At 57.3% G+C, this 12,777-nt stretch carries 12 protein-coding genes; 6 read left to right on the top strand and 6 right to left on the bottom strand.

Features of this window, described 5'->3' with window-relative positions; genetic code table 11:
- Positions 1-2: 2 nt before the first annotated feature.
- Both FO268_RS14650 and FO268_RS14645 read right to left on the bottom strand, forming a co-directional pair.
- Positions 3-1,415 carry a cytochrome P450 gene (locus tag FO268_RS14650; protein WP_041654913.1) on the bottom strand — a complete coding sequence of 471 codons (1,413 nt, stop codon included), beginning with the start codon at positions 1,413-1,415 and terminating at the stop codon, positions 3-5.
- Between the two features lie 14 nt (positions 1,416-1,429).
- Positions 1,430-1,750 carry a 2Fe-2S iron-sulfur cluster-binding protein gene (locus tag FO268_RS14645; protein ID WP_008170311.1) on the bottom strand — a complete coding sequence of 107 codons (321 nt, stop codon included), beginning with the start codon at positions 1,748-1,750 and terminating at the stop codon, positions 1,430-1,432.
- Positions 1,751-1,879: 129 nt separating this feature from the next.
- On the opposite strand from FO268_RS14645, the gene FO268_RS14640 reads away from it, so the two are divergent.
- On the top strand, positions 1,880-2,947 hold the full coding sequence (locus FO268_RS14640) for an AraC family transcriptional regulator (protein ID WP_014422290.1): 1,068 nt from the start codon (positions 1,880-1,882) through the stop codon (positions 2,945-2,947).
- A gap of 45 nt (positions 2,948-2,992) precedes the next feature.
- Here FO268_RS14640 and FO268_RS14635 read toward each other — a convergent pair whose 3' ends face one another.
- The gene (locus tag FO268_RS14635; RefSeq protein WP_014422289.1) at positions 2,993-3,607 is read right to left on the bottom strand and encodes a TetR/AcrR family transcriptional regulator; all 615 of its coding nucleotides are present in this window, start codon (positions 3,605-3,607) and stop codon (positions 2,993-2,995) included.
- Positions 3,608-3,865: 258 nt separating this feature from the next.
- Between FO268_RS14635 and FO268_RS14630 the strand changes: the two genes are divergently transcribed.
- Genes FO268_RS14630 through FO268_RS14610 form a run of 5 tightly spaced genes read left to right on the top strand, consistent with a single transcriptional unit; the run spans position 3,866 to position 9,856 of the window.
- On the top strand, positions 3,866-4,351 hold the full coding sequence (locus tag FO268_RS14630) for a PaaI family thioesterase (protein ID WP_014422288.1): 486 nt from the start codon (positions 3,866-3,868) through the stop codon (positions 4,349-4,351).
- Positions 4,348-4,839: a PaaI family thioesterase gene (locus FO268_RS14625; protein WP_014422287.1), complete on the top strand. Its 492-nt coding sequence runs from the start codon at positions 4,348-4,350 to the stop codon at positions 4,837-4,839. Before FO268_RS14630 ends, FO268_RS14625 begins: the two co-directional genes overlap by 4 nt.
- The gene (locus tag FO268_RS14620; protein ID WP_014422286.1) at positions 4,829-5,731 is read left to right on the top strand and encodes an alpha/beta fold hydrolase; all 903 of its coding nucleotides are present in this window, start codon (positions 4,829-4,831) and stop codon (positions 5,729-5,731) included. The genes FO268_RS14625 and FO268_RS14620 overlap by 11 nt, the downstream gene beginning before the upstream one ends.
- A gap of 37 nt (positions 5,732-5,768) precedes the next feature.
- Positions 5,769-6,821: an efflux RND transporter periplasmic adaptor subunit gene (locus FO268_RS14615; protein ID WP_150994049.1), complete on the top strand. Its 1,053-nt coding sequence runs from the start codon at positions 5,769-5,771 to the stop codon at positions 6,819-6,821.
- Complete coding sequence (locus FO268_RS14610; RefSeq protein ID WP_014422284.1) at positions 6,818-9,856, top strand: efflux RND transporter permease subunit; 3,039 nt, start codon at positions 6,818-6,820, stop codon at positions 9,854-9,856. Before FO268_RS14615 ends, FO268_RS14610 begins: the two co-directional genes overlap by 4 nt.
- A 281-nt stretch (positions 9,857-10,137) precedes the next feature.
- On the opposite strand, the gene FO268_RS14605 is transcribed toward FO268_RS14610, so the two are convergent.
- From FO268_RS14605 to FO268_RS14595, 3 genes are all read right to left on the bottom strand, one after another.
- Positions 10,138-11,223 (bottom strand): aldo/keto reductase, encoded by a 1,086-nt coding sequence (locus FO268_RS14605; protein WP_041654908.1) that lies wholly within the window; start codon positions 11,221-11,223, stop codon positions 10,138-10,140.
- Positions 11,224-11,307: 84 nt separating this feature from the next.
- A complete protein-coding gene (locus FO268_RS14600) occupies positions 11,308-12,114 on the bottom strand; it encodes a dienelactone hydrolase family protein (protein ID WP_008170335.1) in 807 nt (268 codons plus the stop codon).
- A gap of 78 nt (positions 12,115-12,192) precedes the next feature.
- Complete coding sequence (locus FO268_RS14595) at positions 12,193-12,759, bottom strand: TetR/AcrR family transcriptional regulator (RefSeq protein ID WP_014422282.1); 567 nt, start codon at positions 12,757-12,759, stop codon at positions 12,193-12,195.
- Between the last annotated feature and the right edge of the window lie 18 nt (positions 12,760-12,777).

Raw genomic sequence — 12,777 nt, 5'->3', positions numbered from 1 at the left:
CATTAACTTTTTGGTGTCAGCTGGACCATCAGCTCCGAATAGCCCCGCACGAAGTTGGACTGCACGCGCTCCGGCTCGCCGACGACTTCGATCTTGTCAAAGCGTTTGAGAATCTCTTCCCATAGGATACGCAGTTGCAATTCGGCCAGGCGGTTGCCCATGCAACGGTGAACACCGTAGCCAAATGACATATGGTTTCGTGCGTCCTTGCGATCGATAATGAAGTGATCGGGGTCTTCGAACTTGCGCTCGTCACGGTTGCCCGAGGCGTACCACATCACAACGCGATCGCCCTTTTTGATGGTCTGGCCGCCCAGCTCAACATCTTGCTTGGCGACTCGGCGCATATAGGCCAGCGGCGTTTGCCAGCGGATGATTTCCGACACCATGTTCGGAATCAGTTCCGGTTTTGCCTTCAGTTTTTCGAGCTCCTTTGGGAATTCGTTCATGGCCACCAGGCCACCACTCATTGAGTTGCGAGTGGTATCATTGCCGCCAACGATAAGCAGCGTCAGATTGCCGATAAACTCCATCGGGCGATTGATCAGATCTTTGGTGTCGTCGTTGCTCTGTAGCAGGCTGATCAAATCGAAACCGGGCTCTTCGCCCGCCGCGCGGCGCGCTTCCTTATCCCTCCAGAGCCTGGAGAAGGACCAGGCCATGTCAGCCGCGTCGTCAAACATGATCTCTTCATCGGCATACTCGCCGCCGGTTGCCGATGCTGCCCCGGCCATCCGATCCGACCACTCAACCAGCTTGTGACGTTCCTCGTAAGGAAAATCCAGAAGGGTTGCGAGCATGCGACCGGTGAGTTCCTTCGATACAGTGGGCACCCAGTTGAAGGGCTGGCCCAGAGGCAGGCTGTCAAGCACATCGCCGGTACGCGATCGGATCAGCTCCTCCATTTCCTTCAGGTTCTTTGGTGCCACCACGCCTTGAACCGAGCTGCGCTGCACATCGTGTTTTGGCGGATCCATGGCTATGAACATTTCCACCGACAGCCCCTCTGGAGGGTCACCCAGAATGATTTGCGGCTCGGCGGAAAACAGGTCGTGACTCTTATCCACGAACATGATGTCTTCAAAGCGAGTCACCGACCAGAAGGGGCCGAAGGGGCTGTTCTTCTGGTAATGGACCGGAGCCTCATCACGCAACCGTTTGAAATAGGCGCGCCACTGATCCTGCCGATATAAAAACGGATTGCTGACATCGATGTCCTCAAGGGCCAGCGTGTTAACGTCCGGGATGGCTGATTCAACAAATTCGGGCACGGGCCGGCGTGGGCCGAAGGCCTTCTTCTTGGCGCCCATTAACAGTTTCAGCCCCTGGATCTGCCTGTGCATCGGCACCACCCTGGAGGTAGCATTAATCACTCGGGACTGAATGTCGTCAAATGTTTTGGACAGTGTTGGCATGCGTCCTCCTATGTTCACATCTGGAACTCGGGTAAATGCACGGTCATGCCGTCCATTTCATCAGTAATGACCACCTGGCAGCCCAGGCGCGAAGTGCTTGCCCGCTCCGGGGTCATTGACAGCATTTGCTCTTCCTCACCACCAGGCGTACCTGTCTTTCTGAACCAATCGTCCGAGACGATCACGTGGCAGGTACCACAGGCACACTCTCCCCCACAATCCCCGTCAATACCGGGAATCAGATTGTCAACGGCGATTTGCATTACCGAGGAACCAGCTTTGAATTCAGCAACATGTTCAGTTTGATCATGTTCTATAAAAGTAATCTTGCCCATTATTGTTCTCCTGCCAGTAGTGTTCAGTAATAGATATTGTCTGTCTGACGACACTCCTGTCAGGTCATTTCTTGACAAGCTGAGGTCATTTAAAGACAAAATGACGATCATTTAGGACGGGGAAGATCGATGATGACGACGCAGAAGACGGGTGATTTGCAAAAATCCGGTCCCGGTATTCCATCGAATTACTCACGGCTCATTGCACGTGAGCTCGATTTAACAGCCAAACAACTGCCACGTCTGCTGCTCGGCACCGGGCTTGGTGTGACGCAATTCCTGAGCGAGGAAAGCCTGCTTACCGCAGCGCAGCAGGTGCGGATTCTGCGCAACGCACTGGATTTGTCCGGCCAGCCGGAATTAGGGTTATGGCTAGGCAAGCGACTGACCCCGGCAACCCATGGTGCGATGGGATTCGTGGCCTACAGCAGCCCCGACTTTCTCACTGCGCTGCAAGCGATTCATACTTTTCTGCCCACGCGCGCGAGCTTCATCCAACTGCATTTGCGGCAAGTCAACGAGCGCCTGGAATGTATTCTGGACTACCAGGAGTCGCTGGACGATGACATACAGCGGTGCCTGTCGGATGCGATGGTTAAGGCCCTTTTTGAATTTGGCGAGTTTATAATTGGTCGCCCTTTGCATGAGGCTGAAATATGCTTCGCTCATCCTGAACCCCCGTATCAGGCAATGTATGCCGATTTTTTGCCCGGGCAGATTCGCTTTGATTGCGACCAGTTAAAACTTACGTTGCCGATGTCGTTGTGTCAGGAACCGAATGCCTCCGCCAATCACGAAAACTATCGTCTGGCCTTGCAACAGTGTGAATCGATGCTTGCGCAACTTCAGTCGGATAAACCGAGCTATCAGACCCAGCTGAAGATGATGATGTTGTCCCGACCGCCCGGAACGCTCAGTGAAGACGAAGCAGCAGCCTCGTTGTTCATGAGCAAACGCACCCTGGCACGCAAACTCAAACAGGAACGCAGCGGTTTTCGGAAAGTTCGCGACGAGATTCTGTCCCAGCAGACAGCGACCTACTTGCGTGACAGCCAGCTGTCAATCGAGGCCATTGCCGCGTTGATGAACTATCACGACAGTGCCAATTTCAGACGCGCCTTCAAGCGCTGGTTTGACCAGTCGCCTGAGCAGTTCAGGCAAAATGTCAGATCACAAACCGTGCATCCGCATGATTAGCGATCATAAACAGAGGCTACTTGCTTGCGTTTGTGAAGCCAGAACCTATGCCTGCCCCCCTTTATTGATCACACCGTCCATAGCGATCTGCCAGATCAAGTCGCCAATGGTGTCGAGTGAATGAGCCCCGTTCGGGTCGAACCAGGTTGCAACCCAGTTGAGCGCCCCAAGGCCGATCAGGCGAAGCAGGCGGCCATCAATATTCTTGCGGACCACGCCCTGCGCAATCATTGTTTCGAGGATACCGGCCCACAGGGACTCGTACTGGTCACGCAGTTCGATGATTTCCTCGCGAGCCTCCGGGCCCAGCGCCCGCCATTCAAACAGCAGCACGTAAACCGCGTCCGAATCGACCAACAGGGCTCGCAGATGCGCGTTGATACAAAGACGTAAACGCTCAACCGGGTCATCCGAACTGGCGTAAGCCGACTCGACCTCTGCGGTAACCAGGTCCACCCCCCGGCGCATCAGCTCGACAAGCAGCGCTTCCTTGCTGTTGTAACGATAATACAGACTTCCGGGCAGCATATTGCAGGCCTCGGCAATCTCCTTGAGCGACGTCCTTTCAAAGCCTTTCTCACGAAAAAGCCTGGCTGCGTTAGACAAAACGTCGCCCTGGTCGCCCAGTTTGCTTGGAGGAGCCATCTGTCTGTTAACCATCGCTTAAGTATCTCCTCAGCAAGCCAGTTCGTTATTCATCAGAGCGGCCACCACCTGACTTGTTACACTGATCGTACGCCATTGCACGGGTGGCGTGCCATTTGCCTCAACAGATTCTTGACTTTTGGTTGGTTAACCAACCAAAATCCAGCAACAATGTTATTCGGAAGAAACTGACATGGCAATGACATATGACAATCAGCTGTTTCCCGCCACTTCCGCCCCTGTGCGAAATGCAAACCGGGGTGGGCAGATCTGATGACGGAGTCGAACAGAGCTCAGCACAGTGACGCTGTGACGACGGCGTGGCAGTTCACCGAACAGGTTCCCCACGGCAGGGATCTGGGTATGCAGGTTGTCTCTGTGAACGGAAACCAGGTCTGCATGCGCCTGACCCCACAGCCGTGGATGTTCGCCGAAGAGGATACAAAAGAAATCTGCACCAGCGTGCTCTACTCGCTGGCCGACTCCGCCGGAGGCTTGGCGGTATTCGCGGGGGCCCTGGAGTTGATGCCCATTGCCACGCTGGATCTGCGCATGGATTATCTGCGGCCCGCCATCGGCGACCGTGCCCTCTTGGCGGTGGCCACCTGTCGTCATTTAACGGACGAGGTCGCGTTCATCCATTGCGACATCCTCAGCGAGAGCGATAGTGCACTGTTAGCGACGGCAAACGCCACCTTCATGCGCAACACCCAGGGCCAGCGATTCCAGGCCGGTGGACGAAAAAAGGAGGGCGCATGAGCACGACTGGCGATTCGGCACAACCCATCTCAGGCCCTACCGAAAGCGGGAAAGAATGTTCCGACTGGCAGGCTCTGCTGGAGCGCATTCCCTACGCACGGCACCTTGGGCTTGAGGTTCAACGCGACGATGTAGGTCTAGTGGTTCATATGCCGTGTCGTGAAGCGCTCATTGGCAACTTTATGCTACCCGCCCTCCATGGCGGCGTGCTTGGCGCCCTGATCGAACTCACCGCGCGGGTCGCTGCGCAAAGCCAGGATACCGACAAACGTTGCCCACGCATTCTCGACAGCCACATTAACTACCTCCGTTCCGCGCAGGCCCGATCGACGTTCGCCAGCGCCGAAATTGTTCGACAAGGCAGGCGGAGCAGCCTGGTCCGGGTGACCTGCTGGCAGGGCGATAAGCGCAAACCGATCGCCAGCGGTCAGGTTCAGTTGTTGCTCCCGACAGTGGCGGCCAAAGAAGCAGATCTTCATGAACAATAAGCACAACAACCCTGAACGCGACCAATTCCAGGCGCCGGATGGCGCGGAGATCGCACTGTGGCGCTGGCCGCAATCCAAAGCGCGCCCCACGGTGCACTGGGCGCATGCAACGGGTTTCCATGGCCGCCTGTACCGCCCCCTCCTTGATGGGCTTGCCACGGACGTCAATGTCCTGGCCTGGGACATGCGGGGGCACGGGGCCAGCGCCGGTGCGGCGAACTTTTCGACATTCCGGGGCTGGGAAACCTACTATCGCGACATGACCGCTCTGCTGGGTAGCCTGGACGAGCCGGTCTGGCTCGCCGGCCATTCTATCGGTGCCACCACCAGCATCATGGCCGCTGCCCGACGGCCAGACAAAGTGCTGGGCCTGATTCTGGCGGAACCGGTGATCATGGATCCGGGGCAGGGCCTGAAGTTGTGGCTGGCCAAGCTGCTACGCCAGTCACATCGGTTGTCACTGGCCGCCGGAGCCGCCCGTCGGCGCCGGGTATTCGACTCGCACGCTGCTGCGCTGGACAACTATCGGGGCCGCGGTGGCTTCAAGACCTGGCCCGATGCATGGCTGGAGGCCTACATCCAACACGCTTTTCTGCCGCAGGACGATCAAGTTCGCCTGGCGTGTGCGCCGGAGTGGGAGAGCACCACCTTTGCCCATACCGAACACAACCCCTGGCCCGGTATTCGTCAGTTGCGGTGCCCGGTTATCGCGCTGGCGGCGGAACGCGGGTCAACCTTCTCGCCGGCGGCGCAAAAACGTCTGCAGACCTTGTTGCCCTCGGCTGACGTGAGGGTTCTTGAGGGTACGACTCATTTTCTGCCCATGGAACAGAAGGAAGCCGTTCGCGATGCCATCCTGCAACTTGCTTTGTCCAGACACCGCGAGAACTGATACCCACACCTTGATTTTGCCAATCGGGACACCTGCCATGCGCTGTATGCTGACACTGTTTATCTCGCTGCTCATTCTGTCTGGTTGTCAGCAGTCTTCGGAACCGCCCCCAGAGGCCCGCGCCCCTATCCCCTGGGTAAAAACAGTTGAACTAAAGGACGCCGGCCCAACAGCGCACAGATTTTCAGGAACCCTGCGAGGCCGCCACGAAGTTCCTCAGGCCTTTCAGACCGCCGGTCGGATTCAACATCGTTACATTGATGCCGGTCAACGCGTGGAAAAAGGCGACTTACTGTTCAAACTCGATACACGAGACCTTGTAGCAACGGCGGAGGGAGCCGCCGCGGATCTGAAGCGTGCAGAAGCGGCCCTGGCAATTACCACCAATGAGCTCCAGCGCCAACAGCAACTTGTGGGGCGTCAGTTTGTCAGCGAACAAACCCTGCAACGCCTTGAATTGGCAGAGCGTGAGGCGCGCAGCCAGGTGCAAACGGCTTCTGCACGCAATCAGCAGGCTCAGAATGCCCTGGGGTATGCGGAACTGAAAGCCGCCCATGCAGGCGTGGTCACTGAGGTCAACGTTGAACCCGGTCAGGTTGTGGGTGTCGGACAAACCCTTGCCGTTCTGGCCGAAGATCAATCGCTGGAAGTGGAAGTTTTTTTACCAGAGGGCAGTAACCCGGCCAGGCGTGGTTATGTTCCTTTGCCCAATGGCGAACAGCTAGCTGTAAGCCTGAGAGAAATTGCCGGGGCTGCCGACCGCGCAAGCCGGAGCTGGCGTGCCCGATACAGCCTGGAGGGGCCCTACCCCTCGTCTTTAACCCTGGGGTCGGTGGTGAGTGTGCGGTTAGCGCAGAAGCAAACCGCCCCCAGCCATCGCGTACCGCTGGGTGCCCTGGATGAGAGAGGGCAAACGCCGCAGATCTGGTTGGTTTCCGACGGCACGGTAACGCCCCTGGCGGTCGATGTTATCGATCTGGGTGAGGAGTATGCGAAGATCAAGGTCGACATCAAGGCGGGAACGCCCATCGTCGCGCTGGGGACACACCTACTCACGCCTGGCATGGCGGTGCGGGAGCTGGCTCAATGAGCTTACCGAATCTTTCCGCGCTGGCAGTGCGCGAGCGTTCGGTCACCCTCTTTTTTCTTTTGCTGTCCGTTGTTACCGGTTTCTACGCGTTCTCGTCCCTGGGTCGGGCGGAAGACCCTGCGTTCACCGTCCGGGCGATGGTGGTCTCGGTAGCCTGGCCAGGAGCAACCCCCGAGGTGCTGCAGAATCAGGTCGTGGATCGTCTGGAAAAGCAAATTCAGGAGGTGGCGTATACCGATACCATTGAAACAACCATTCGGCCCGGGCAGGCCGCCATGCTTATCCGATTCCAGGATTCGACGCCCAGCGAAAAAGTGCCGGACCTCTTTTATCAAGTCCGCAAACGCATGCTCGATGAGAAGCCCAATCTGCCCCGGGGTGTGATCGGCCCCATCGTCAACGATGATTTCGCGGATGTGTATTTCTCCCTGCTGGCGCTGACGGCACCCGGGATGCCAATGCGTGAACTGACCCGAGAGGCAGAATCGATACGGGATCGCTTGCAACGGCTGCCCGGCTTGCAAAAAGCACAGCTCCTGGCGGAGCGTCCTGAGCGGGTGTATCTCGAATTTGATCAGGACCGGCTCAACAACCTCGGTTTGTCGGCAGAAGAGGTGTTGCAGGCGATAGAGGCCAACAACCGTCTTCAGCCTCTTGGCTTTGTTGATCTTGCCGGCCCGCGGGTTTATGTCCGCAGCAACATCGACCTGTCTGACCTTGAGCGCCTCACCTCAGTACCTCTGCGTATCGGAGACCAGCTTATCACCGTGTCTGATCTGGCCGAGGTGCGTTTAGGTTATGAAGATCCTTTGAGCTACATCGTCCGCTCCAACGGTGAGGATGCGATCCTGTTAGGTGTCGTCATGCGCGCGGGTGAAAATGGCCTGGAGTTTGGTGAGCGGCTGCGCGAGTTTGTCAGTGCCGAACAGGGCAGGCTGCCGCTGGGAATGTCAATACAGACCCTGACCGATCAGGCGGAAGCCATCACTCAGGCGGTTGATCTTTTTCAGGTCAAGTTTCTGGTTGCGTTGGTCGTGGTGATGGGGGTCAGCATACTGGCGATCGGTCTGCGCGCGGGTTTGGTGGTGGGTATTGCGATTCCCGTGACTCTCGGCCTGACTTTCTTATTGATGAAAATGGCAGGCATTAACCTTGATCGCATCACCCTGGGTGCGTTGATTATCGCACTAGGCCTGTTAGTGGACGATGCGATCATCGCCATTGAAATGATGATTGTGAAGATGGAGAGCGGCTGGGACCGGGTACGGGCAGCCAGTCATGCCTGGAGCGTAACCGCCGCGCCCATGCTGTTTGGAACGCTGGTGACGGTGGCCGGATTTGTTCCCATCGGATTTGCCCAGTCCGGGGTGGGAGAATACACCGGCAACATCTTCTGGGTGCTGGCTTTTTCGTTGTTGATTTCCTGGGTGGTGGCGGTAACCTTTACGCCTTATCTGGGCGTCAAGCTCTTGCCCGATTACACCGGGCATACGGGCCAGGACCTATACCAAAGCGCGTTTTATCAGCGGTTGCGCGGGGTGATCACAGCGTGTGTACAGTACCGGAAAACCGTTGTTTTGATAACAGTGGGTTTGCTGGCGATCAGTGCTTTCGGTATGGCAACCCAGGTGCAGAAGCAATTTTTTCCCAGTTCTGATCGCCCCGAAGTTCTGATCAGTGTCTATGCTCCGCAGGGGAGCGCTATTGCCACCACGGATCAAAGTGTCAGACGCCTGGAAGCGATTCTGATGGACATGCCGGAGGTGAAAAGCCTTTCTGCTTACATCGGTGCCGGTGCGCCCCGATTCTTCGTATCGGCCAACCCCGAGCAGCCGGACCCGGCATTTGCCAAGTTGATTGCCATTGGGCAGGACGTTGAAGGGCGCGATCGCATCATCTCGGCGCTGGAAACCAGAATCGCGGCGGGTGAATTTCCGGAGGCACGAGTGCGGGTGACGCGTTTGCTGTACGGTCCCCCGGTGGTCTGGCCGGTCAGTTTTCGTGTGCTGGGTCCGGAATCCGATCAACTCAGAGAGATCGCGCACCAGATCCGCACTCTCATGACCGGGCATCCGAATATCGTCATGCCGCATCTCGAATGGGATGAGCGCGTGCCCACTCTCTATCTTGATATGGACCCGCAAAACCTGGGTTGGATGGGCCTGACCCCGGCGGAAGTTGCCCGGCAACTGCAGTTCCAACTCCGCGGAGTGGCCGTCACCGAACTACGTCAGGGCATAAGGAGTGTTCAACTGGTGGCGCGTAATGCCCGTGGCGAAGTGATCATGCCGGAAGATCTTGAAATCAAAACCCGCGACGACCGCAAACTTTCCGTACAGCAACTGGGCAAGTGGCAGGTTCGTTACGAGGACCCCGTCATAAAGCGTTACAACCGTGACCCCTTCCTGGCCGTTCAGGCCGATGTAGAAGGTGCCCAGCCACCGGATGTTACCAAGGAGATATGGAGTGCGATGACGGGCCTGCGCGAACAGTTGACGGAGGGTTACCGTATTGAAATCGGCGGTACGGTGGAACAATCAGCCAAAGCCAATGCTTCAATCCAGACATTACAACCGGTGATGTTGGCGTTGATGCTGATCTTTATCATGCTTCAGATGCGTTCCTTTATCGGCACATTGACTGTTCTTGCCACCGCGCCACTGGGGCTGATTGGGGCTGTGCTGGCTCTGCTGCTGTTTAATCAACCCTTTGGCTTTACCGCGCTGCTGGGGCTGATTGGCCTGGGCGGCATCCTGATGCGAAACACCATGATTCTGACGCAGCAGGTGCAGGACAACTTCAAAGCGGGGATGGCTGCGAGAGAAGCCGTTGTCGAGGCGGCAGTGCAACGTTCCCGCCCCGTGGTGCTCACCGCTCTGGCGGCCGTTCTGGCGTTTGTTCCTCTGACCTTTGACCTGTTCTGGGGGCCGCTGGCTTATGTGCTTATAGGTGGCGTAGCAGTGGGCACTCTGATCACGCTATTGTTTGTCCCGGCGCTTTATGCCCTTTGGTTTCGCTTACAGATAAAAGATTGAGGTAGGTTTGAATGAGCGCCAATTTTGTTAGCAATTACAACTCACTTAAGTCTTCCAGGAAGGTGATTGAGTTCTGAAATAACCCTTACACACGACCTGTTTTGCCGACAACACCAGAACCGGTAAAGTCAGGTGTTGAAGCAGCCAGGAGAGTCGTCGAAGTGGCCAGTAGGCACGGACGTCTACGTTTTGACAGCATTAACGGTTTTTCCAGCATAGCGGCTGCGCCGTCGGGGCGCAGCACGATGTGAAGGTTGGGTTGGGTTGGGTCGGTTTTGGAATCAGGACTCGGTAGAGTTTCGGTACCCGGCCATCATTGCCATCATCCAGCCCGGGTACTCCTCGGGCAGGCGGCTGACTTCATCCAGGGCTACCAGTTCATCGTCGGACAAGCGGATTTGGGCCGCGCGGATATTGTCCCTGAGCTGCTCGGGCCGCTTGGCGCCAACGATGATGCTGGTCACAGGCTTCTGGTGTAGCAGCCATGACAGGGCAATCTGTGCCACATTGACCGGTTCGCCGTCGATCTGTTTGCCATCGGCAATCTCCCGCATAACCTTGATGACTTCGCTGCCCCGCTCGCGGTTGACGGGTGGAAAGTCAAACTTGGCGCGCCGGTTTTCTTCGGAAACGTCCGGCCCCTCGTATTTACCGGACAGGTAACCCCCGGCCAGTGGGCTCCACACCATCAGACCAACGTTCTCAGATTTCAGCATCGGAATAATATCCCGCTCCAGATCGCGACCTACGAGGGTGTAGTAGGCTTGCATGGATATGATCGGGCACAGGTTGCGGGCCCGGGTGATGCCGATGGCTTTCATCACTTGCCAGGCGGCCCAGTTGGACAGGCCCACGTAACGCACATGGCCTTGCTGCACCAGGGTGTTCAGTGCCTCCAGAGTTTCCTCGATCGGCGTGGCCGGGTCAAAACCGTGGATCTGGTACAGGTCAATATAATCCGTTTGCAGGCGCGCCAGGCTCGCCTTGCATTCGCTCATTATATGGCCGCGGGAAGCACCACGGGCATTGGGGCTTGCGCCCATGGGGCCGAGCACCTTGGTCGCCAGCACCACATCTTCGCGGCGAACGCCGAGATTCTTCAGGGACTGGCCGACGATGCGCTCACTGGCGCCGAAACCATAGATGTTGGCGGTATCGATAAAGTTGACCCCCGCCTCCAGGGCGATCTTCACGAGTTCGTCGGCCTGTTCCTGCTGCAACTGGCCGATCAGGCCCCAGATGTCCTCATCGCCGCCGAAGGTCATGGTGCCCAGGCACAGTTCGGATACGAACAGCCCCGAGTTGCCCAGCGACTTGTAGCCTGGACGATTGTCTCCATCGAACAGTGGTAAACTCTCAGTTGCCATGTTGCACCTCATCATGCTTTTCGGTTGGTGTTCCAGAATTCACTGTAAATACTGCCGGTTTCGGTTTGTTTGCACTCGCTTGTGTTACTGGGTGAAGATGGCCTTGTAGAAACGCATGGTGCCATCCCAGGAACGGCTGGCAGCCTCTTCATCATAACCAACCGGCATGCCGAACTCCTCGGCGATCTTGTCGGCGCCTGGGTTGGTGAATGAGTGCAGTACTCCGGGAAAGCTCACCAGTGTCAGGTCGACTTCGGCATCCTGCATCTCCTTGACCAGGCCCGCGACCTGATCCGAGGGGACCAGCTTGTCGGCACCGCCGGTGTACACCTGGATCCTGGCTTTCACGGACTCGGGTTCAGCCGTGAGGGGGCTGCCGAGCGCGCCGTGGAAGCTGACAACGCCGTCCAGATCGACGCCCATGCGCGCCATGTTGAGAACCACGGCGCCGCCAAAACAATAACCCTGTGCCGCAATTCGGGACGCATCAACACTTTCGTGGTTCTTCAGGATGTCCATCGCCTTCATGAAGCGCGCCTTGACCTGACTCATGTCCCGAGTGGCTTCCTGCATGAACTTCTGGGCGGTATCGGGATGGTCGGCTTGTTTGCCAGAGCCATACATATCCAGCGCAAACGCCGTATAGCCGGCCGAGGCAAGTCGTTCTGCCTGATTCCGGGCAAATTCATTGTGCCCCCACCATTCATGGACCACCAGAACCCCCGGACGCTTTTGCCCGAATTCATCATCCCAGGCCATGTAGCCGGTGAAGGTCTCGTCGCCGACTTGATACTCGATGGTTCTGGTTTGCGTTTCTGCCAGTACCTGCGTACTTGCAACAGTGAGTGACAGCGTGGCTGCTGCCAGTGCTGTTTTCAGGGTGCTCATCATCTGTTTGCTCCTTTTCGCTCGTTATGAGTCAATTTGCGTAGCGATTCTGTACATCAAAGCGCGATTCCTGTCCCGTCGTTACTGGCAGCGGGCGCGCAGCAGTCGCGTTGCGGCATCAAACACGGCGAGGTCTTCTTCGGTGCGCGCGGCAAGGTGGGCCCCTTCCAGCATCGCCAGGGTCGCCTGCGCTTCATCGGCGGCACCCAGGATGGCCGAGACGGATCCATCCCTTTGTCCCAGTTCAAACGTTGCCGTAATCCACTGCAGAACCATTGCGCGAACGGCGCCGACTCTGGCAATAACGGTGTCGGACAGGCTTTCGCGGCAGGTCGAAAAGGCAACGCACAGACACACGGTCTGGCCATCATGCAACGCCCCGCGGTACAGGGCAATGAGTGCCTTGAGGCGCGCGCCAGCGCTGGCATGGGCTGCGTCTATCTCGGTCAGACCCTGCTGCAGACTGGTCTGATAGCGCTCGATCAAGGCTTCGGAGAGCTTCGCCTTGGTGGGGAAATGATAATGGATCGAGGCCTTTCGAATGCCGATGGCCTCGGCCAGATCCGCGTAGCTGAACCCGTCAAAGCCCCGTGACCGGACGGTGTGCTCGGCAAGATCCATCAGGGCTGTTCTGGTATCACGGTTCATGGTTGTTCACCTGTCTGC

The sequence above is a fragment of the Marinobacter denitrificans genome (assembly GCF_008795955.1).
In the GTDB taxonomy this organism is placed as follows: Bacteria; Pseudomonadota; Gammaproteobacteria; order Pseudomonadales; family Oleiphilaceae; genus Marinobacter; species Marinobacter denitrificans.
The sequence above is the reverse complement of the archived record's forward strand: the minus strand, read 5'-3'. Positions and strand labels throughout refer to the sequence as shown.